The organism is Tumebacillus sp. BK434 (assembly GCF_004340785.1).
Lineage (GTDB): Bacteria > Bacillota > Bacilli > Tumebacillales > Tumebacillaceae > Tumebacillus_A.
In genome coordinates this window covers 260,179-284,382 of record NZ_SLXS01000004.1, presented here as the reverse complement: position 1 = coordinate 284,382, position 24,204 = coordinate 260,179, and the positions used below count along the sequence as shown (strand labels likewise).

Sequence of the window (24,204 nt, the reverse complement as noted above, 5' to 3'; positions counted from 1 at the left end):
AATCCCCCTTGTTTATCTCTTTATTCTAAAACAAGAAAACCCAGTAGGATATACTGGATTTTCTTGTTTTTTTATTTTCTTCGCGTGCGCTCACGGCGCTTGATGATCATCTCTTCCGCTACGATTTTCTCGGCGGCGTCGACCGCCTGTGCGAGTTCGGCGATGGTGGTTTTTTCAAAGAGGTCGCGCAGGTGGAGTTGAACCTCGAACTCGGTCTGCACGCGGGACACCAACTGCGTGGCGAGCAGCGAGTGTCCGCCGATGTGGAAGAAGTTGTCGTGGACCGAGATCTTGTCGAGCATCAGCAGCTCAGACCAGATCTGCATGAGATGTTCTTCCGTCGGCGTGGACGGCGCAACATATTCCGCTTCGCGCTGGCCGCGCTCCGGCATGGGCAGGGCTTTGCGGTCGACCTTGCCGTTCGGCGAGAAGGGCAGTTCGTCGAGCCGCATGTAGAAGCTCGGCACCATGTGGATCGGCAGGCGCTCTTTGAGCGCGTTGCGCAGTTCGGCAACCGGCACTTCGTCGCCGATGTAGTAGGCGGCGAGGTCGTTTTCCCAGACGCTGACCACCGAGCGGGCGACCGACGGATGCTCGTTCAGCACCGCTTCGATCTCGCTCAGCTCGATGCGGAAGCCGCGCAGCTTGACCTGATGGTCGAGGCGGCCGAGGTACTGCACGATGCGGCCCGGCAGCCAGCGCGCCATGTCTCCGGTGCGGTACAGACGCTCACCCGGCACGAAGGGGCTCGGCACGAAGCGCTCTTCGGTCGCGTCGGGACGGTTGTAGTACCCGCGCCCGACGCCGCTGCCGCCGATGTACAGCTCGCCGGCGATCCCGATCGGCTGCGGCTTCCCGTTCCGGTCGAGGACGTACATCCGCGTATTGCCGATCGGGCGGCCGATCGGCACGATCCCCGACCAGCGCGGATCGTATTCGCCATGCGTCGCTTCGAAATTGCTGGAGTCGATCGTCGTCTCGGTGATGCCGTAGCAGTTGGCGATGCGGACGCGGTCGCCAAAGCGCTCCAGCAGCGTGACATAGTCGGCCGCAGCGAACGCGTCGGAGCCGACCAGCACCAGCTTCAAGTCGCCAAGCGGCAGGTGGTGCTGCCAGATGTGCTCCAGCAGCGGCACGACCAAGCCCGGCGTGGCGTTGAGCAGTTCGACTTTTTCTTCTTGCATCAACCGGTACAGTCCGTCGAGATCCAGGCGGGTCTCGTTCGGGCAGATCACCAGCGCGCCGCCGGTGAGCAGCGAGAGGATCATGTCACAGACGAAGACGTCAAACGACATCGACGACACCTGCAGGCTGCGCGGGCTGTACGCGTCCATGCCATACTGTCCGGACCAGCTCTCACTGACCGTATGCAGCGTATCGTGCTGGATCATCACGCCTTTGGGCACGCCGGTCGTGCCGGAGGTGAAGATGATATAGGCGAGGTTATGCGGCTGCACGCTGCTCGGCGGGCAGTGTGCCGGCTCCGCTTCCAACGCCGCGGTGAGATCTGCCAGCTGCAGAACTCGGGCTTCCGTCTCCCACACCGTGTCCTGATCGGTGAGCAGGAGCGGCGGCGTGCAGACGCCAAGCATCGTGGCGATGCGATCCGGCGGATAGGTCGGGTCGATCGGCACATAAGCGCCGCCCGCCTTCAGTACGGCAAGCACGGCGGTGATCATCCACGTGGTGCGCTCCAGGCAGAGCGCGACCAGCGATTCCGGCGCGACGCCTTGCTTTTGCAGGTAGTGCGCCAGACGGTTGGCGCGCTCGTCGAGCTCGCGGTAGGTCAGGCGTTCTGTCGCCGTGATCACCGCTTCCGCGTCCGGCGTGCGGGCCGCTTGTTCGGCGAAGAGCTGATGGAAGCACTTCAGCTCGGACGGCGGCGCTTGGATCTCCGTCCACTCGTGGAGCAGTTGCTGCTCTTCTGCCACTGTGAGCAGCTGCAGGTCGACGAGCGTTGCATCGGGACGCGCGGCGATGTCTTGGAGCAACGTTTCGAAATGTCCGGCCATGCGTTCGATAGTGTCGGCCGCGAACAAGTCGGTGTTGTATTCGAGCATCGCCGTCAAGCCGTCTGCCGTCTCGATCATCGTCAGGCTCAGCTCGAACTTCGCCGTCTGGCTGTCGAGCGGCTCCGGCGTCAGGCGCAGTCCTTGCGCTTCCAAGGTGCCGCGCGGCGTGTTTTGCAACGTGAACAGGACTTGGAACAGCGGCGACACGTTCATCGAACGCTCCGGCTGGAGCTCTTCGACCAGCTTCTCAAACGGCACTTCCTGATGCGCATACGCATCCAGCGCCGTTTGGCGGACGCGGGCGAGCAGGCTGCGGAAGCTCGGCATGCCGCTCAGGTCGGTGCGCAGCACCAGCGTGTTGACGAAGAAGCCGATCAACGGCTCCACCTCTTCCCGACCCCGCACGGAGATCGGCGAGCCGACGAAGATGTCCTCCTGGCCCGTGTACCGGTAGAGCAAGGTGTTAAACGCGGAGAGCAGCGTCATGTACAACGTCGCGCCTTCCTGACGGCTGAGCAGGTTCAACTGTTCTGTCAGCTCTTCGCTCAGCGAGAAGGAGATGCTGGCGCCTTCGTTGGTCAGCACCGCCGGGCGCGGGTAGTCAGTCGGCAGCTGCAGGACGGCACGTTGACCGCCGAGCTGCTGTTTCCAGTACCCGAGTTCTTGTTGCATGTACTCTCCTTGCAGGCGCTCGCGCTGCCACGCCGCATAGTCGGCATACTGCACCGGCAGCTCCATCGGGAATGGCGTATTGCCTGCCGCATAGTCGCGGTAGCAGGCGGCCATCTCATCGATCAGGATGCCCATCGACCACTCATCGGTGATGATGTGGTGCATGGTGACAACGAGCAGATGGTCGTCTTCTGTGATGCGCAAGAGCTTCACGCGCAGGAGCGGTCCGTGGAGCAGATCGAACGGCTGCTCGGCCTCCGCCTTCGCCAGCAGGCGGGCTTCCGCTTCGTTGGCGACAGACAGCACCGGCATCGAAAGCGGCAGCGTCTCGGCGATCACCTGCTTCGGCTGGCCCGCGGCGTTGTGGAACGTCGTGCGCAGCGACTCGTGGCGGTGGATCACCGCCTGGAAGCTCTGCAAAAGCGCATCTTCATCGAGCGTCCCTTGCAGGCGCAGCGCGACCGGGATGTTGTACAGCGCGGTGCCCGGCTGGAGCTGGTCGAGGAACCAGAGGCGCTCCTGCGCGAACGACAGCGGCAGATGGCTGTCGCGCGGCACCGGCAGAATCGGGGTCAGCTCCGGCGCTTGGGAGGCGCTGCCACCCGCTTCGATCAGCGCGGCGAGCTCAGCGATGGTCGGCGCTTCGAACAAGGCGCGCAGCGGCAGGCGCACGTCAAACTGCTGATTGATCCGCGCGACGGCGCGCGTGGCGAGCAGCGAGTGTCCGCCGAGCTCGAAGAAGTCATCGTGCACGCCGATCTTCTCGAAGCTGAAGACCGCTTTGAAAATGTCGGCCAGTTCGGCTTCCAGCGGCGTGCGCGGCGCAAGGAAGGCCGGTTTGGCAGCCGGTTGCCGCTGCTCCGCTTGCGGCAGGTGGATCGAGCGCTTCGCAAACAGCCGCTCCGCTTCCCCGTCGGTGAACGGATGCAGGTGGGTCAGCTTGGCATCTGGCGCGTCGACGATATGCTGCAGCAAGCGTTCGAAGTGCTCGGCCATGCGGGCGATCGTCGCTTCGTCAAACAGGTCGGTCGCGTATTCGAACTCGGCGCGCAGGCCGTCTGCGCCATCGGCCATCAGCAGCTGAATGTCGAACTGGGCCGCTTTTTTCTCAACGCCGAGGCGGGTGAGCTTCAGGCCGGCCGCTTCCGCCGACATGCCCGGCATCTGCAGGCTCTGCGCACCGCCCCGGTGCGGGTTTTGCAAGGTGAACATGGTCTGGAAGATCGGCGAGTGGCTGAGGCTGCGCTTCGGCGCCAGCTTCTCGACCAGTTTTTCAAACGGCACGTCCTGGTTGGCATAGGCGTCGAGCGCCAGGTTCCGCACGCGCTGCAGGAGTTCGCGGAAAGTCAGCTCCGGCGAGAGCTCGGTGCGCATGACCAGCGTGTTGACGAAGAAGCCGATCAGCCCTTCCAGCTCTTTTTTCTGACGGTTGGCGATCGGCGAGCCGACGAGGATGTCGGTCTGCCCGGAGTACAGGTGCAACAGCGTCTTGTACGCGGTGAGCAGGGTCATGTACATCGTCGTGCCTTCCTGCTTGCAGAGCTGGTGCAGCTTCTGGGTCAGCTCGACCGACAGATGCAGCGAGTGGTGGCTGCCTTCGTGCGTGCGCTCTTGCGGGCGCGGACGGTCGGACGGCAGCTGCAGCACGGGCAGGTCGCCTTTGAGCCGCTCTTGCCAGAATGCCAGCTGCGCCTGCAGGCTCTCCCCTTCCAGCCAGTCGCGGTGCCAAACCGCGTAGTCGGAGAATTGCAGAACAGGCTCCGGCAGGTCAGGCTCCTGCCCGGCGGTGAACGCTTCGAAGTGCGCCTGCATCTCCGTAAAGAACACGCCCATCGACCAGGCGTCGGTGATGATGTGGTGGAAGACCGGTGCCGCCACATACTCTTCGTCGCTGATCTTGACCAGCTTCAAGTGCAGCAGCAGGTCTTGACTCAAGTCGAACGGCGTGTTGGTCACCTCTTCCGCGATGCGCTGCGCTTCAGCATCGCGCGCTTCGTACGGCAGATGGGTCAGGTCGATGACGTTCAAGGCGAATTTGAACGTGTCGGCCGGCTCGACCACCTGCATCGCCTGCCCGTCGCGGTCGATGAAGTTGGTGCGCAGACTGTCGTGGCGGCGGAACATCGCCTGCAAGCTTCGCTCGACTATCTCGAGATCGAGCTTGCCTTGGATGCGCAGGATCTCCGGCACGTTGTGCGCCACATTGTCCGGCTCCAGCTGTTCGAGGAACCAGAGGCGCTGCTGCGAGTAGGAGGCGTCGCGCTCCCGTTCGCGGGAGCCCGGCAGCACCGGCGCCAGTTCGGCCGTCGTGCCTTCCGTCCGGTTCTGCAACAGGCGCGCCATGTCGCGCAGGGTCGGGTTGTTGAACACGTCGCGCAGCGTGATCGTCAGGCCCAGATCGGAGATGATCCGCGAGACGAGCTGCGTCGCCAGCAGCGAATGGCCGCCGTGGGCGAAGAAGTCGTCTTGGACGCCGATTTTATCGGCGCGCAGCACTTCGCTCCAGATCGTGGTCAAGGCGAATTCCAGCGGGGTCGACGGCGGAACGTACGCTTGCTCGGCGCTGAGGCCGACGCCGTCTACTGCCGGCAGCGCTTTGCGGTCGACTTTGCCGTTTGGCGTAAGCGGCATCGCTTCGAGATGCACGAACGCCGACGGCACCATGTAGTCGGGCAAGGTCTCGCGCAACAGGGCGCGCAGATCGGCGCTCTGCGGTTCGAGTCCGTCTTCTGTGACCACGTAGGCGATCAGGTTGTTGTCGCGGGCGATGACGACCGCTTCGCGGATCGTCGCATGCTCGGCGAGGCGCGTTTCGATCTCGCCCAGCTCAATGCGGTAGCCGCGCACTTTCACCTGATGGTCGAGGCGGCCGAGGAACTTGACCGACCCGTCCGGCAGGTAGGCGGCGAGGTCGCCCGTCTTGTAGAGCAGGCCGTCGCCGTACGGATTCGGGATGAAGCGTTCTGCCGTCAGCTCCGGGCGGCCAAGATAGCCGCGCGTGACGCCGGCGCCGCCGATGTGCAGTTCGCCGCCGACGCCGACCGGCGCCGGTTGAAGCTGTTCGTTCAAAATGTACAGCGTGTAGCCGGTGATCGGGCGGCCGAGCGGGATGGTCGTCAAAGCTTCCGGCGCGGTCACTTCGTACACCGTCGCCCAGACGGTCGCTTCGGTCGGCCCGTACATGTTGAACAGGCGCGCGTCTGTCTCCGTCTTCAGCAGGCGGGCCAGCGCCAGCGGCATCGCTTCGCCGCCGAGCAGGATTTTATGCAAGCCGTGCAGAGCGCTGATGCCTTCCGGTGTTGCGGTGATCATGCCCATCAGCGACGGGGTGCATTGCAGCATCGTCGCGCGGTGGCGCACGAGTTGCTTTTTCAGCGAATAGTCGCTGAACGACACGCCCGCTTCGATCACTTCCTGTTCGGTCATCAGCACGACTTTCGCACCGCGGGTCAGCGTCCAGAACAGTTCGAGCACCGAGATGTCAAAGCCGATCGACGTGACGGCGAGCATCGCGTCCCCGGCCCCACAGCCGACCGCACCGTCCATGCCGAGGAAGAAGCGGTATGCATGGCGGTGCTCAACCATGACGCCTTTCGGTTTGCCGGTCGAGCCGGAGGTGTAGATGATGTAGGCGAGATGCTCCGGCTCTGCCGCGCTGGCCGGGTTCGGCAGTTCGCCCTCCGGCGTCTTGGCGGTGACTTGCAGCACCTGCGCCGCATGCGGCGGCAGTTGTCCGGCAAGCGCGGCCTGGGTCAACAGCACTTTCGGCGCGGCGTCTTCGATCATAAAGGCCAGGCGGTCCTGCGGATAGCTCGGGTCGAGCGGAAGGTAGCCGCCGCCTGCTTTGTGCACGGCAAGCAGCGCGGTCATCATCTCCGGCGAGCGTTCCATGTAAATGCCGACGAGATCGTCCGGGCCGACGCCGAGCGCCTGCAGTTCGCGGGCGACGTGGTTGGCGCGGTTGTTCAGGTCGCGGAAGGTCAGCTCGCGGCCTTCAAACACCAGCGCAGTCGCATCGGGCGTGCGTTCGACCTGCTGTTCGAACAGGCGGTGGATGCAGACCGCTTCGTCAGCAGCCGCGCCCGTGTTGTTCCAGTCGAGGAGCATGATCTGCTGCTCGGCTGCGCTCAGGAGCGGCAGGGTGGCAAGCGTCTGCTCCGGGTGTGCCGCGATGGCGGCAAGCAGGGTCTGGAAGTGCTCGATCATCCGGTTGATCGTCGCCGCTTCGAACAGGTCGGTGTTGTATTCCCACTCCCCGTAGAGACCGCTGTCCGTCTCGCGCATCGTCAAGGTGATGTCAAATTTCGCTGTGCCCGCATTGAGCTCTTTCGAATCGAGCGTCAGGCCCGGCATGGTCAGAGTGAGCGGCTGGTTCAGCATGTTGAACATCGCCTGGAACAGCGGCGAATAGGCGGTGTTGCGCTCCGGCTGCAGCTCTTCGACCAGTTTTTCGAACGGCAGTTCGCTGTGTGCCATCGCGTCGAGCGTGGTCTGACGCACGTTTTGCAGGAAAGCGCGGAACGTGGTGTCCGCTTCCGCCTGGCTGCGCAGGACGAGCGTGTTGATGAAGACGCCGATCAGGTCTTCCACTTCGCGCCGGCTGCGTCCGGCGACCGGCGAGCCGATCAGGATGTCGGTCTGGCCGGTGTAGCGGGCGAGCAGCGCCTTGTAGGCGGCGAGCAGCGTCATGAACAGCGTGGCGCCTTCTTGCGCGCTCAAGGTCTGCAGCGCGGACGTCACTTCGCCGGAGATGGTGAACGACTCGGTCGCCCCGGTGAAGGTCTGGTTGGCCGGACGCGGACGGTCGGTCGGCAGCGCGAGCGGTTCGATCGAGCCGCTGAGCTGCTCTTTCCAGTACACCAGATGTTCATCGAGCGCCGCCTGCTGCTCCGGCGTCTTCTGCCAATGCGCGAAGTCGCTGTATTGAATGGCAAGCTCGGCGAGCGGAGAAGGCTGGCCTTGGGAGAACGCCTCATACAGCGCGGCGATCTCGCGGATCAGCACCCCGAGCGACCAGCCGTCGGCGATGATGTGATGGATGATCAGCACGAGCACATGGCGGTCTGCCGCCGTGCGGATCGCCGTCGCGCGCAGCAGCGGGCCGTTTGACAGATCGAACGGCTGGCGGGCCAGGTCGAAGGCACAGCTGTTTTCGGCTGCGCTGCGCTCCGCAACGCCTACGCCGGTCAGGTCTTCGAGGCCGACTTCGATCTTCAGCTCCGCCGAGAATTCGACGACCGGTTGGCCGCCGGCCGCCTTGAACGTGGTGCGCAGCGTCTCGTGGCGGGCGATCACTTCGTTGATGCAGCGGGTGAGGATGGTCAGGTCGAGCTGCCCGTGCATCTCCACAGCGAGCGGAATGTTGTAGGCAGCTCCGCCCGGTTCGAGCTGTTCCATCACCCAGATGCGCTCTTGGGCGAACGTGAGCGGCACGGCGCCTTCCGGTCGGCGCGGGATCTGTGGCGCGGCCGGAACGGCGCTAGCAGTGCCGGAGACGACGCCGCCTTTGGCTTGGACGGCGGCGGCGAGCTCGGCTGCCGTCTCCGCTTCGAACAGCGTGCGCAGCGGCACGTCGATGCCGAAGACGCTGCGCAGGCGCGAGACGAGCTGCGTGCCGAGCAGCGAGTTGCCGCCCAGTTGGAAGAAACTGTCGTGGATGCCGACGCCTTCGATGCCGAGCAGTTGCTGGTAGATCGCGATAATCGCGCGCTCAAAATCATTGGTCGCTTCCACATACGCGGTCGCCAGCTGCGGGCGTGCATGGACGGCCTGGCTCGCCTGTGCTTGCGGGGCTGCCGTTTCGCCGGTCTGCTGCAGAGCATGCTGGGCTGCGGCCGCTGCTGCACGCTGCGGCTTGGCGTCGATCCAGTAGCGTTTGCGCTCGAACGGATAGGTCGGGAGCGGCACGCGCAGGCGCTGCTCATGCGTATACAGGCCTTGCCAGTCGAGCGGGACGCCGGTGAGCCAGAGCTGGCCCAGCGTGCCGAGCAGGAACTGCAGGTCGCTGCGCTTTTCGTACGACGGGCGCAGGGTCGGCAGCACGATGCGGTCGGCGAGCTGCTGAAGGGCAAAGCTGGTCAGAGTCTGGCCGGGGCCGATCTCCAGCAGCAGCAGATTCGGGTCTTCGCAGAGCGCTGTCACACCGTCGGCAAAGCGCACCGTCTGGCACATGTGGCGCGCCCAGTAGAACGGGTCGGTCGCTTCTTCGGCGGTGATCCAAGTGCCGGTGACGTTGGAGACGAACGGCGTGTGCGGCGCTTGCGGCTGGAAGCTCTGCACCAGTGCGGCGAACTCGCCGGCGATCGGTGCGAGCATCTGCGAGTGGAAGGCATGAGACGACTGCACGCGCAGGCAGGCGATCTGCCGTCCGAGCAGCTGTTGTTCCAGTGCGGCGACCGCTTCGGTCGGCCCGGAGACGACGCAGTGGTTCGGCGTGTTGATCGTCGCCAGCGACAGCGTGTCGCCGAGCAGCGGTTCGAGATCGGCCGGGCTCATCGGCACGGCGAGCATCGAGCCGTTCGGCAGCGCTTGGATCAGCTTGGCGCGCTTGGCGACGAGCGCCAGCGCGTCTTCCAACGAGAAGACCCCTGCGACGCAGGCGGCCACGTATTCGCCGAGCGAGTAGCCGATCAGCGCCTGCGGACGAATGCCCCATTCCTGCAGCAGCTGCGTGAGGGCGTATTCGATCACGAACAGCGCCGGATGGGCATATTCGGTGCGATTGAGCTTGTCCGCATGCGGGTTGCTCTCACCATCGCGGCGAAGCATTTTGCGCAGGTCGAAAGCGGGCGCAGACACGCTTGTCGGCTGGTCGGAGTCACTGTCCCGCTCTGCAGAGATTGCTTCAGGGTACAAGATGTCGCGCAGATCCAATCCCAAATGCGGCATCAGCAATTCGCTGCATCGGTCGACATGCTGCTTAAATGTCGGCTCCGTCTTGTACAGCTCCGAAGCCATGTTCACATAGTGGTCGCCCGTGCCTGCAAACAGGAACGCGACCGGGCGGGCCGGAGCCATCGGGTGACGGTAGCCGTTCAGCAGGCGGCGCGGCGGGAGGGTGTCGAGCACCTCCATGGCATCTTCGCGCCCGCTGACCACGATGGCGCGGCGGTGTTCAAACGAGCGGCGGCCGGCCTGCAACGTGTAGATGACATCGGCAAAATTCTGCTCGGGGTGCTTCTGCAGATGCGCTTTCAGGTTGGCAGTCGCCGCTTCCAGCGCCCCTTCCGTCTTCGCCGACAGCAGGAGCAGCTGTGCCGCGCGCGCTGTCGGACCGCTCACTTGCAGCGGCGCTTCTTCCAGCACGGCATGGGCGTTGTTACCGCCGAGGCCGAACGAAGACACGGCCGCCCGGCGCGGTTCTTCGCCGCGGCTCCAGTCGCGAAGCTGCGTATTGACGAAGAACGGCGAACGCTCCCAGTCGACCTTCGGATTCGGCCGCTTAAAATGCAGACTCGGCGGCATTTCCTCGTTGTACAACGACAACACCGTCTTGATAAACCCTGCCGCCCCTGCCCCCGCATCGAGGTGACCGATGTTGCTCTTCACCGAGCCGACCGCGCAGTAGTTCGTCGCTTCGGTGTGCTTGCGATACGCTTGAGTCAGCGCCGTCATCTCGATCGGATCGCCCAGCGGCGTTGCCGTCCCGTGCGCTTCAATGTAGGAAACGGACTCCGGATGCACATCGGCGATGGCCAGCGCTTCTGAGATCACGGCCGCCTGCCCTTCGACGCTCGGCGCCGTATAGCCGACTTTTTGCGAACCGTCGTTGTTGACCGCCGAGCCTTTGACGACCGCCATGATGTGGTCGCCGTCGCGCAGCGCATCGTCGAGGCGCTTCAGCACCACAACGCCCGTGCCGCTGCCCGGCACCGTGCCTTGGGCGTCCGCATCGAAGGCGCGACAATGTCCGTCCGGCGACGAGATGCCGCCTTCGACGTGGAAGTAGCCGTTTTTCTGCGGCACCGCCACCGACACGCCGCCGGCCATCGCCATGTCGCACTCGCCGTTGAGCAGGCTCTGGCAGGCCATGTGGATCGACACCAGCGCGGTCGAGCAGGCGGTGGAAACGCCAAGGCTCGCCCCTTTCAGGTTCAGCTTGTAGGCGACCCGTGCCGCCAGATGATCTGTCCCGTTGCCGATCAAGACGGGCATCTGCCCGACCGACGCCAGCACCTCTTGGTTCGGGAGCAGATTGAACAGCAGGTAATGGCTGAGCCCGGTGCCCGCGTACACGGAGATCGACCCGTCATACGCTTCCGAGTCATACCCTGCCGACTCCAAAGCCTGCCACGCCGTTTCCAAAAAGATGCGGTGTTGCGGGTCCATGATCTCCGCCTCGCGCGGGTTGATGCCAAAGAAGTCCGCATCGAACCACTCGATGTTCTCCAGCACTGCGGCCGCTTTCACATAGTTCGGCGCTTGCAGCATCTGCGGGTCGTGTCCTTCAGCGATCAGCTCTTCTTCGGTGAAGTGCGTGATCGACTCGACACCGTCGCGCAAGTTTTCCCAGAACTCCTGCACATCGTTGGCACCTGGGAAACGCCCGGCCAGCCCGATGACGGCGATGTCGTTGCGCCCGGTGCTCCGCGCCGCCTTGCGCAGCTCGGCGCGGTCCGGCTTCGCGCTGTCATCCGCCTTGGTCTGCTGGCTGAGGTAGTCGGCCAGCATGCTCACCGTCGGATACTGGAACATCTGCACCACGGTGATCTCGAAGGCATGCTCCTCCTGCAGGCGGCGATGCACCTGCATGATCAGCAGCGAATGTCCGCCGAGGTCAAAGAAGTTGTCATACAGCCCGACGCGCTCCACACCGAGCACATCCTGCCAAATCGTCGCGATCTTCTGCTCCAGATCGCTTTGCGGCTGCACGTACTCCTGCTCAGGGCGCTTCTCCGCCAGCACGAGGTCGAGCAGCGCCTTGCGGTCCGCCTTGCCGTTTGGCGTGGTCGGAATCTCCGGCAGGAACGTAAACGTGTTCGGCACCATATACGCTGGCAGCTGTTCTTGCAGACTGCGGCGCAGGTCTTGTGCCGTCACGCCCGCTTCGGCCACGACAAACGCCGCCAGCGTGTCGCCTTTCGCCATCACGACCGCCTCGCGCACGTTTTCCTGCAAGGCGAGCAGCGCTTCGATCTCGCCAAGCTCAATGCGGAAACCGCGGATCTTCACCTGATGGTCGAGGCGGCCCAGGTACTCGATCACGCCGTCCGCCAAGAAACGCACCAAGTCGCCCGTCTTGTACAGCTTGCCGTCGCCAAACGGGTTGTCGATAAACTTCTCCGCCGTCAGCTCCTGGCGGTTGTGGTAGCCGCGCGCCAGTTGCACGCCTCCGATGTGCAGCTCGCCCGCCACGCCGATCGGCACGAGACGCAAGCCCGCATCGAGCACGTACAGCTGCGTGTTCGCCACCGGACGGCCGATCGGCACGGTCAGCCGGGTGGTATCTTGCTCGCACGCCCAATAAGAAACGTCGATCGACGCTTCGGTCGGCCCGTACAGGTTGTGCAGCTCGACATGGGGCAGGCGCGAGAAAGAGCGCTGCTGCAGATCGAACGGCAATGCTTCGCCGCTGCAGAAGATGCGGCGCAGGGAGGTGCAGGCTTCCAGCCCGCTTTCCTCCACAAAAATCTGGAACATCGAGGGCACAAAATGCAGCGTGGTGATCCCCTGCGCTTTGATCAGATCGCGCAGGTAGGCGCTGTCCTTGTGCCCTTCCGGACGCGCCACGACCATCCGCGCGCCAAACAGGAGCGGCCAGAAGAACTCCCAGACCGACACGTCAAACGACATCGGCGTTTTTTGCAGCACGGTGTCGTCTGCGGTCAAGCCGTACTCGTCCTGCATCCACAACAGGCGGTTGACGACGCCGCGGTGCGGAATCATCGCGCCCTTCGGCTTCCCGGTCGAGCCGGACGTGTAGATCATGTACGCCAGATGGTCTGCCGTGATCGGGACGCCCGGGTTGGCCGTGCTGTCCTGCGACCAGTCTTCCGCGTCGACGGCGATCAGCAGCGCGCCTTTCACGACCGGCAGCTCCCCGGCTACCTTTTGCTGGGTCAGCACCACGTTCACTTGCGAGTCTTCCAGCAGGTACGCCACACGTTCCGCCGGCAGGGTCGGGTCGACCGGCACGTAAGCCGCTCCGGCCTTCAGCACCCCGTACAAGGAGACGACCAGTTCCAGCGAGCGCTCCATGCAGACGCCGACAAACGTATCCGGCTGCACACCGAGCTGCACCAAGCGCGAGGCCAGCGCATTGGCGCGCTCGTTCAGCTCGCGATAGGTGAGCGTCTCCCCTTCAAAGACCAGCGCCACTGCGTCCGGCGTCCGCTCCGCCTGCTGCTCGAACAGCTCGTGGAGGAGTGCATGCTGCGGATAGTCCCGTGCGGTCGCATTCCACGTCTCGACGACTTGCAGCCGCTCCGCTTCTGTCATCAGCGGCAGGTCGGCAATTTTTTGCGACGGATCGGCGGCGATGCCTTCGAGCAGCACGGTGAAATTGGCCGCCATGCGCGCGATCGTCTCCGCGTCGAACAGCTCGGACTTGTATTCCCAGATGCAGACCAGACCTTCCGCTTCTTCGACCATCTCTAAGAGCAGGTCGAATTTGACCCCCGGGCTCTCCAGCTCCAAACGGGTCACCTGCAAGCCAGGCAGCTCCAGGGAGGCGAGCGGCGCGTTCAAGGTAAACATCGTTTGAAACAGCGGTGTCGTGCTCATGTTGCGCTCCGGCTGCAGCTCTTTGACAAGCATCTCAAACGGCACTTTTTCATGCGTGAAAGCGTCGAGCGCCGTCTGCCGCACCTGCGCCAAAAACTCGCCGAACGTCGGGGCGCCGGACAGGTCGCCGCGCATCACGAGGTTGTTGACGAAGAAGCCGATCAGCCCTTCCACCTCTGCCAGATAGCGTCCGGCCGTCGGCGAGCCGACCAGGATGTCTTCCTGCCCCGTGTAGCGGTGCAAAAACACCTGATACGCGGCGAGCAGCGTCATGAACAGCGTGGCGCGTTCGGTGCGCCCGGATTCTTTGAGCCGCTCGGTCAGCTCTTTTGACAGTCTGACCTTCAGCGCCCCCCCTTTATCGGTCGGCTGTGACGGGCGCGGCCGGTCGGTCGGCAGCTGCAACACCGGCAGATTGCCGGCCAGTTTGTCCCGCCAATAGCCGAGATCCTCGTCCAAAAAGTCGCCTTGCAGCGCTTCCTGCTGCCAGTCGGAGAACTCCGCATATTGAAATTCCAACTCGGGAAGCGGCGACGCTTCCCCGTTTGCAAACGCCGTGTACAGCGCCTTCAGCTCGCTGACCAGAATCCCGATCGACCAGCCGTCCGAAATGATATGGTGCATCGTGATCAGGAGCACATGCTCCTGCTCGTCCACTTGTAAAAGCGTCGTCCGCAACAGCGGCCCCGTTTCCAGATCGAACGGGCGCAGCGCTTCCTCCGCGGTCAGCCGCTCCGCTTCTGTGCGGCGCACGGCGTCCGGCAACTGCTGCAGGTCGATCATCGGAAGCTCTTGTTCGCAATCCGCAAAGATTTTCTGCACAGGCTGCCCGTCCTCCAAGCCAAATACGGTGCGCAGGGACTCGTGGCGGTTGACGATCTCTTTTAACGTCCGCTCCAGCGCCTCCCTGTTCAGCACGCCTTCCATCCGGAGCGCTGCCGCTAGATTATATGCCGGGCTCCCAGGCATCAGCTGGTCCAAAAACCACAGTCGCTGCTGTGAAAACGAAACAGGAAATACATAGAAATCTGCCATCTCGTCTCGCCACTCTCCTTAATCAGGTTAAACCGAAACCTCAATACGAGGTCGTATCTCTCTGAATTTCAATACATATGATCTCATTTTATTATTTTACCACCAATCCGACAATGCAAAATAAATGGTCTTAACCCTTTAACTTCGAAAAAAGGCAACCAGCCCGCATCCGACAAGGAGCGGGGGCTGCCTTTCCAAAATTATCTTTTTCTAGCGGAACGCACGCGCTCGCGGCGCACGATCGGCGCATCTTGACTCGTTTCGGTCTGCTCCACGCATTGCGCCAGTTCGGCGATGGTGGCTTGTTCAAAGAGGACGCGCAGGGGCAGCTCGACCCCGAGCTCTCTGTGCACGCGGGCGATCACATGCGTCGCCAGCAGTGAATGTCCTCCGATGTGGAAGAAGTTGTCGTGGACGGAGATCACCTCCGGCTCCAGCTTCAACAGTTCCGCCCACAGTCCGGTCAGCAGCTTTTCGGTCGCCGTATCCGGAGCGACATACTCCCGCTTGCGCGCTTTTGCAAACGGCGCAGGCAGGGCGCGGCGGTCGATTTTACCGTTCGGGGTGAGCGGCAGGCGATCGAGCGGCACGATGTGCCCCGGCACCATGTAGGCGGGCAAGATACCGCGCAAGGAGCGGTAGAGCGCGTCTGTATCAAGATCGTCCCCGCTGTCCCCGACGACATAGGCGAGCAGCGTGTTGTCGCGGGCGACGACGACCGCCTCACGGATGCCGGACTGCAAGAGCAGCGCCGCTTCGACTTCGCCCGGCTCGATGCGGTGGCCGCGCACTTTCACCTGCTGGTCGAGGCGGCCGTGGCAGAGCACCGTCCCGTCCGGCAAGTAGCTGGCGAGGTCGCCCGTCTTATACAAGCGTCCGGCGCCAAACGGATTGGGGATGAAACGCTCCAAGGTCAGCTCCTCGCGCCCCAGATAGCCTTTTGCAAGCCCGAGGCCGCCGATGTGCAGCTCGCCTTTCACGCCGATCGGCACCGGCTGCAGGTGGCGGTCGAGGATGTACAGCTCATGGTTGGCGAGCGGACGGCCGAGCGGGATGGCGCTCTGGCCCGTCGCCTGCACTTCGTAGGCGGTGGCGTAGACGGTCGCTTCGGTCGGGCCGTAGAGGTTGAAGATGCGGGCGTTCGTCTGCGTTTTCAGACGGTCGGCCAGCAGCGGTGGCAGCGCTTCGCCGCCGAGCAAGATTTTTTGCAGTTGTTCGGCGGCTGTAAGCCCCGCAGCGTCTGCGGTGAGCGAACCGATAAAGGACGGTGTGCCTTGCAGCATCGTCGCGCAGTGGCGTTCGAGCTGCGCGCTCAGGGCGTACGGGCCGCTGCTGATGCCCGCTTCGAGAATCTCCCGTTCGGAGAGCAGCACCACTTTGGCGCCGCACGACATCGTCCAGAACAGTTCCGGGACGGAGATGTCGAAGCCGATCGAAGTCACGGCGAGCATCACATCCTGCTCGCTGCAGCCGACCGCCCGGTCCATTCCGGCGAAGTGGTTGACGGCGTTGCCGTGTGTGACCTGCACGCCTTTGGGCTGGCCGGTGGAGCCGGAGGTGTAGATGATGTAGGCGAGATGATCCGGCCGCACCGGGCTTGCAAGGTTCGGATAGAGTTCGTTTTGAGCCGCTTCCGTCACGGTCAGCAGTTGAGCGGCTGAGCCCGGCAGTTTGGCGGCGAGTGCAGGCTGGGTCAGGATCGCTTTTGGCTTGGCATCGGCGATCATGAAGGCCAGGCGCTCCTGCGGGTAGCCCGGGTCGAGCGGAAGGTATGCGCCGCCCGCTTTGTGCGCCGCGAGCATCGCGGTGACCAGCTCAAGCGAACGCTCCATGCAGATCCCGATGGGGTCGTCCGGGCCGACGCCCGCCGCTTGCAGCTGTGCGGCCAGCCTGTTGGCACGGTTGTTCAGCTCGGCGAAGCTGAGCTCCTCATCTTCAAAAACGAGCGCGGTCGCATCCGGCGTCCGCTCCGCCTGCTCTTCAAACAGATGATGCAGGCAGGCGTCCTCGCGATACGGAGCGCCGGTGTCGTTCCAGTCGCGAAGCATCAATTGCTGCTCGGCCGGCGACAACAGCGGGATCTCTTGCAACTGCCGATCCGGGCGCTCGACGACCTGTTCGAGCAGCGTTTGGAAATGGCCAATCATCCGGTCGATCGTCGCGGCGTCGAAGAGATCGGTGTTGTATTCCCACTCCCCGATCAGGCCGTGTTCCCGCTCGCTCATCGCCAACGTGATGTCAAATTTGGCGGTGCCGGAGTTGAGCTCGACCGTCTCCAGCGTCAACCCGCCCGGCACGGTCAGCTTCAGCGGCGCGTTCAGCATGTTGAACATGACTTGGAACAGCGGCGAGACGCCCATGTTGCGCTCCGGCTGCAGCTCGGCGACCAGTTTTTCGAACGGAAGGTCTTGGTGCGCAAAAGCGTCGATCGACGTCTGGCGCACTTGAGCCAGCAGATCGCGGAAGCTCATGCCGTCCTCGACCCTCCCGCGCAACACCAGCGTGTTGACGAACACGCCGATCAGCTCTTCCGTCTCGCGCAGGCTGCGCCCGGCGATCGGCGAGCCGACAAGGATGTCGCTCTGCCCGGAGTAGCGGGCGAGCAGCGTCTGGAAGGCGGCGAGCAAGGTCATGTAGAGCGTCGTTCCTTCGCGGGCGCTCACTTGTTGCAGCGCGTCAGAAAGCGGCTTGGACAGCGTGAAGCTCGTGCGCGCGCCGTTGTACGTCTGCACGGCAGGGCGTGGCCGGTCGGTCGGCAGCGCGAGCGGCTCGTGCGCGTCGCCAAGCTGCCGTTTCCAGTAGGCCAGCTGGCTGTCGAGTGCGGCCTGCTGCTCGGGCAGCTTTTGCCAATGGGCGAAATCGCCGTACTGCAGAGGCAGCCCGGTCAGCGGCGAAGGCGCTCCTTGCGCGAAGGCGGCGTAGAGCTTGGCGATCTCGGAGATCAGCACGCCGAGCGACCAGCCGTCGGCGATGATGTGGTGGATGACGAGCACGAGCATGTGTTTGTCGTCCGCCATACGCATCGCCGTGGCGCGCAGCAAGGGTCCGTTCGGCAGATCGAACGGTGCGCGGGCCAAGTCGGCGGCAAGGCGGACAGCTTCCGCGCGGCGCTCGTCGTCCGGCAGATCGCGGAGGTCTTCCACGCCGAGGGTCAGTGTAAACGCGGGCAGATAGGCGACAAAAGGCTCGCCGTCAGCAAATTGGAACGTGCTGCGCAGCGTTTCGTGGCGCATGATGACCTCGTTGATGCTCCGCTCCAGGATGTCGAGGTCGAGCGGGCCGGTCATCTCCAGTGCGGACGGGATGTTATAGACCGCCTGATCGGGCGCCAACTGCTCCATCACCCAGATGCGCTCCTGCGAGAAGGACAGCGGGCTTACCTCATCCGGGCGGCGCGGGATGCCGGACGATACAGCGCTTGCCACGCTTGGAGCCTGTACGGTCTGTTCCGCGATGATCTCGGCCAGTTCGGCTGCCGTTTCCCGTTCGAACAAGGTGCGCAGGGGCAAGTCGATGCCGAATGTGCTGCGCAGGCGCGACATCAGTTGCGTGCCGAGCAGGGAGTTCCCGCCGAGCTGGAAGAAGTTGTCGTGCACGCCGACGCCTTGGATGCCGAGCAGCTCTTGGAAGATGCTGACGATCGCCTGCTCTTCGCGGCTGGAGGCTCCGACATACGCGGTCGCCAGTTGCGGGCGGGCGTGGCCGGTCTCGAGTTTGGCAGTGGACGGGAGATCTTGTTCCCGCAACAGATGATCATCGGAAATGAGGCGGTTCCCGGCGCCTTGTTTCGCTTGAATCCAATAGCGTTTGCGCTCAAACGGATAGGTCGGAAGCGCGACGCGCAGGCGCTGTTCCTGCAGATACATCCCCTTCCAGTTGATGGGCACTCCGGCGAGCCAAAGCTGACCGATCGTGCTGAGCAGGAAACTGGTGTCGCTGCGCTTTTCGTACGCCGGGCGCAAGGTCGGCAGGACGATGCGGCCAGGGGACGATTGCAGTTGCAAGGCAAAGCTGGTCAACGTCTGCCCCGGCCCGATCTCCAGCAAGACCAGATCCTGGTCTTGGCACAGTTCGCGCACCCCGTCGGCGAAGCGCACGGTCTGGCAGAGATGGCGCGCCCAGTAGGCCGGGTCGGTCGCTTCCTCTGCGGTGATCCACGTGCCGGTGACATTGGAGACGAACGGCGTGTGCGGAGCTTGCGGATTGAAGCTTTGCACCAGCTTCGCAAACGGTTCTGCAAGCGGCTCCATCAGCTGCGAGTGGAAAGCGTGGGAAGTCTTGACCGGCAGGCAGGCGATGCCTTGGGCGAGCAGTTCCTGCTCCAGCTCTGCGACCGCCTCCTTGGTGCCGGACACGACACAGTGCTGGTGCGTGTTGATCGTCGCCAGCGACAGGCTGCCGCTCAGCAGCGGGCGCAGCTCTTCCTCGCCCATCGGCACCGCCAGCATCGCGCCTGCGGGCAGGTCCTGGATCATCTTGGCGCGCTTCGCCACCAGCGCCAGCGCATCCTCAAGCGAAAACACGCCCGCCACGCAGGCCGCCACATACTCCCCGAGCGAATAGCCGAGCAGCGCCTGCGGACGAATGCCCCATGCCAGCAAAAGTTGGGTCAGCGCATACTCGATCACAAACAGCGCCGGATGCGCATATTCGGTCTGGTGCAGCTGTTGAAGATCTGCCCCTTCCTCGCGGCGCAGCATTTTGCGCAGGTCAAAGGCTGGTGCAGCTTGGTCTTGCGGGCGTTCTTTCTCTTTTGTCAGCCCGCTTGGGATATCGTTTTGCTCCTGCTGAGGATAGAGCACTTTTTTTACATCGGTATCCAAATGGGGTTCCAGTATTTCACAGCACTGGTCGACCGCCTGTTTAAATACAGGCTCCGTCCGATACAGCTCGGCCGCCATCTCCACATAATGATCGCCTGTGCCTGCGAACAAAAACGCCACTTTGCGCGGGTGATCGGTCAGATCTGCCTGCCCTTGCAGCACTCGCCGCGGATGCAGGTTCGCCAACACTTCGACCGCATCCTGATGATCGGTCACCACCAGCGCGCGGCGGTGCGCAAACGGGCGTCGTCCGAGCTGCAGCGTGTAGGCCACATCGGCCAGCTTCTGCTCAGGATGCTGTGCCAAGTGCCGCTGCAGATTTGCCGTCGCCGCTTCCAGCGCCGTCTCCGTCTTCGCCGAGAGCACCAGGAGCTGTGCCGGACGCAGCGTCGCGCTGCTCGCCTGCAGCGGCGCTTCTTCCAAGATGGCATGCGAGTTCATCCCGCCCAGACCAAACGACGACACCCCGGCCCGGCGCGGCCGGTCGCCCCGGCTCCAGTCGCGCAGCTCGGTGTTCACATAGAACGGCGAACGCTCCCAGTTGATCTTCGGGTTCGGTTTGCGGAAATGCAGGCTCGGCGGCAATTTTTCATGCTGCAAGGCCAGCACCGTCTTGATAAACCCGGCCGCCCCCGCCGCCGCGTCGAGATGCCCGATGTTGCTTTTCACCGAGCCGATCGCGATGAACCGCTCCCGCTCGGTCAGCGTCCGGTAGGCTTGCGTCAACGCGGTCAGCTCGATCGGATCGCCCAGCGGCGTCGCCGTCCCGTGCGCTTCGATATACGACACGCTCTCCGGCTCCACGTCCGCTTTTTGCAGCGCTTTTAAGATGACCGCCTTCTGCCCGTCCACGCTCGGGGCGGTATACCCGACTTTGCGCGATCCGTCGTTGGTGACCGCCGAGCCTTTCAGCACCGCCAGCACGCGGTCACCGTCGCGCAGCGCGTCGTCCAGCCGCTTCAGCACCACGATCCCGGCACCGCTGCCCGGCACCGTGCCTTGCGCGTCGGCGTCGAACGTCCGGCAGTGCCCGTCCGGCGACGAGATGCCGCCTTCGACGTGGAAATACCCGTTCTTTTGCGGCACGGCAAGGCCGACCGCGCCGGCCAACGCCATGTCGCAATCGCCGTTGCGCAAGCTCTGTGCCGCCTGGTGAATCGCCACCATCCCCGTCGAGCAGGTCGCCGACACGGCATGGCTCATCCCGGTCAGGTTCAACTTGTACGCCACCCGTCCGACCATGTGGTCCGCCCCGTTGCCGATCATCACCGTATGCTCGCCGACCGATGCGGCCAGATGGCGGTTGGGCACCAGATTGACCAGCAAGTAGCGGCTCAGTCCTGCGCCGCCAAACACCGAGATGTCGCCGTCAAACGCTTCCGAGTCGTAGCCGGCCGTCTCCAGCGCCTCCCATGCCGTCTCCAAAAAGATGCGGTGCTGCGGGTCCATCACTTCCGCCTCGCGCGGGTTGATGCCAAAAAAGTCGGCGTCAAAATACTCGATGTCGCCCAGATACCCGCCGGCCTTCACATAGTTTTGCGCCTGCAAGACATCCGGATCATGGCCTTCCGCCAGCAGCTCCTCATCGGTAAACTGGCGGATCGATTCCACGCCGTCATGCAGGTTGCGCCAGAACGCCTCCACATCGTCAGCTCCCGGAAACCGTCCGGCCATCCCGATCACCGCGATGTCCTGACGCTCTCCTGCTGGCCTTGCCGTCCGCTCTGCCTTGCCGTCTGCACGCTCCGCTTGCCCTGATTCGATCCCGGAGGAGCGCTGTGCGCTGAAATGCTCAGCCAGCTCTTTGATCGTCGGGTACTGGAACAGCTGCACCACACTGATCTCAAACGCATACTTCTCCTGCAGCCTGCGATGCACGCGCATGATCGCCAGCGAGTGGCCGCCCAGCTCAAAGAAGTTGTCATAGAGCCCGACCTGCTCCACCTCCAGCACTTCCTGCCAGATCGCGGCGATCCCTTGCTCCAGTTCGCTTTGCGGCGGCACATAGGCCGCTTCCGGCACCGGGTTCACCGTCTCCAGCTTCAGCAGCGCCTGCCGGTCCGCTTTGCCGTTTGGCGTCAAGGGCAATTTGTCCAAAAAGGCGAACGACCCCGGCACCATGTACACCGGCAGCGTCTCCTGCAGATAGCGCCGCAGCTCCTGCGCGTCGGCCGCACCGGCCGCGCCGTCTGTCACCACATAGGCGGCCAGCGCGTCCCCTTTCGGCAGCACCACCGCTTCCAGAATGTGCGGATGCTGCGTCAAGAGCGCCTCGATCTCGCCAAGTTCAACCCGGAACCCGCGGATCTTCACCTGATGATCCAACCTGCCCAGATATTCAAACACCCCGTCCGGCAGCAGGCGCACCAAGTCGCCCGACTTGTACAGCTTGCCAGCGCCAAACGGATTGGCGATAAACTTCTCCGCCGTCAGTTCCGGGCGGTTGTGATAGCCGTACGCCAACTGCACCCCGCCGATGTGCAGTTCCCCGGCCGCTCCGAGCGGCACCGGCTGCAGATGCTTGTCCAGCACATACAGCTCCGTGTTGGCGATATGCCGCCCGATCGGCACCGTCTTGCGGTCGCTGTCCCGCTCGCAGAACCAGTAGGTCACGTCGACCGCCGCTTCAGTCGGCCCGTACAGATTGTGCAGCTCCACGTGCGGCAGCCGCGCAAACACCCGCGCCTGCAAATCGGCCGGCAACGCTTCCCCTCCGCACAAGATGCGCCGCAGCGACGTGCACTCCTCGATCCCTTTCTCCTCGGCAAAGATCTGCAGCATCGACGGGACGAAATGCACCGTCGTCACGCCCTGCTCCTTGATCACCTCGCGCAGGTAGGCGCTGTCCTTATGTCCTTCCGAGCGCGCCATCACGATCCGCGCCCCGACCATCAGCGCCCAGAACAGCTCCCAGACCGAGGCGTCGAACGACACCGGCGTTTTCTGCAAAATGCAGTCCGATTCGGTCAAGCGATACGTCTCCTGCCGCCATAAGATCTGATTCACAATCGCTTTGTGCGGCACCATCGCGCCTTTGGGCTTGCCTGTCGAGCCGGACGTGTAGATCATATACGCCAGTTGATCGGTCGTTACTCCAAGATCCGGATTGGCCGGGTTCTCCGCCGCGAAATCCTCCCGGTCGACACAGATCACCTGCGTCCCGTCCAGCACCGGCAGCCGCTCCAGCAGATACTCTTGGGTCAGCAGCACCCGCGCCTGCGCGTCTGCCAAAATGTACGCCACCCGCTCCGGCGGGTTGGTCGGGTCGATCGGGACATACGCCCCGCCCGCTTTGACCACCGCGTAGACGGCGACCAGCATCTCGATGGAGCGCTCCATGCTGACCCCGACAAACTCGTTCGCCTGCACGCCGAGCTTCAGCAGCCGCGATGCCAGGCGGTTCGCCCGCTCGTTAAACTCGCGGTACGTCACGCTCTCCCCTTCGAACACCACCGCCGTGCGGTCGGGCGTTCGCTCCGCCTGCTCTTCAAAGAAGACGTGCAGCGTCTTGTCCGGATACACCGTCACCGCGCCTTCGTTCCAGAAGTTCTTGACCTGTTGGTGCTCTGCTGCGGTCAGCAGCGGCAGCAAAGCCACCTGTTGCTCCGGCGCTTCGACGATGCCTTCGAGCAGCACGACAAAATTGGCGCTCATCCGCTCGATGGTTGCCCGGTCGAACAGGTCGGTCTTGTACCGCCATATAATCTGCATCCCTTCGGTCGCATCGATCACTTCCAAGGCCAGGTCATACTTCACCGACCGGATGTCCAGATCGACGTAGGACATCGACAGCTCGGGCAGTGCGAGTTGCGCCAGTTCATCATTTAACACAAACATCGTCTGGAACAGCGGCGACACGGTGACATCGCGCTCCGGCACCAGTTCCTGGATCAGCATGTCAAACGGCACTTCGGCGTGCTGATACGCCTCCAGCGCCGTCTTGCGCACCTGGGCCAGCAGTTCCAAGAAGGTCGGGTTGCCGCTCAAGTCGCTGCGCAGCACCAGGTTGTTGACGAAAAATCCGATCAGGCCATGCAGATCGCTCTGCTCCCGACCGGCGATCGGCGACCCGACCAGCACGTCCTCCTGCCCCGAATAGCGAGATAGCAGCACCTGATAAGCGGCCAGCAGCGTCATGAACAGGGTCGCCTGCTCCTTGCGCCCGGCTTCCTTGATCCCTTCTGACAGCTGCGATGACAGCTGCACATGCACATAATCGCCGGCATCGGTGCGATACGGCGGGCGCGGACGGTCGGTCGGCAGCTGCAGCACCGGCAGTTCGCCGCCCAGCTTGTCCCGCCAATACGCCATGTGCTCTTCCAGCACGCCCGACTCCAGATCGTCGCGCTGCCACTGCGAATAGTCTGCATACTGAATCGCCAGCGGTTCCAGCGGCGACTCCTCCCCGGCCGCAAACGCCGTATACAATGCGGTCAGCTCACGGATCAGGATCCCGATCGACCAGCCGTCCGACACGATGTGGTGCATGTTGACCATCAGCACGTGCTCTTGTGCGGCGAGCTTGTACAGCGTCGTGCGCAGCAGCGGTCCGGCGCTGAGATCGAACGGCCGCACCAGCTCTTCATGCGTCAACCGCTCCACCTCGGCGCGTCGCTCCGCCTGCGGAACATCGCGCAGATCGACCACCGTCAGCTCCTGATCGCGCTCCGTATGCACCTTTTGCATCAGCTGATTGTCCAGCATCCCAAACGTAGTGCGCAGCGACTCATGGCGATGCACGATCTCCGTCAGCGCCAGACGCAGCGCCTCCTCATCCAAGTCGCCTTCTATCTGAAGCACAGACGGCATATGATACGCCGAACTCCCCGGCAGCACGCCATCGGCCAGCCACAGCCGCTGCTGCGCAAACGAAACAGGAAATGCGTATAACACAGTCATCGTTACCCGCCCTCTCACTCAATTCTATTAATTGCAATGGA

General features: G+C 63.5%; 2 protein-coding genes. Both read right to left on the bottom strand.

Annotation, left to right across the window (positions count from 1 at the left end; translation table 11 throughout):
• Positions 1-71 precede the first annotated feature (71 nt).
• Entirely contained in the window at positions 72-14,441 is a 14,370-nt protein-coding gene (locus EV586_RS12615) for a non-ribosomal peptide synthetase/type I polyketide synthase (protein ID WP_132945471.1), read from the bottom strand.
• A 200-nt stretch (positions 14,442-14,641) separates the two neighbouring features.
• Complete coding sequence (locus tag EV586_RS12610) at positions 14,642-24,163, bottom strand: non-ribosomal peptide synthetase/type I polyketide synthase (protein ID WP_132945470.1); 9,522 nt, start codon at positions 24,161-24,163, stop codon at positions 14,642-14,644.
• Positions 24,164-24,204: the final 41 nt, after the last annotated feature.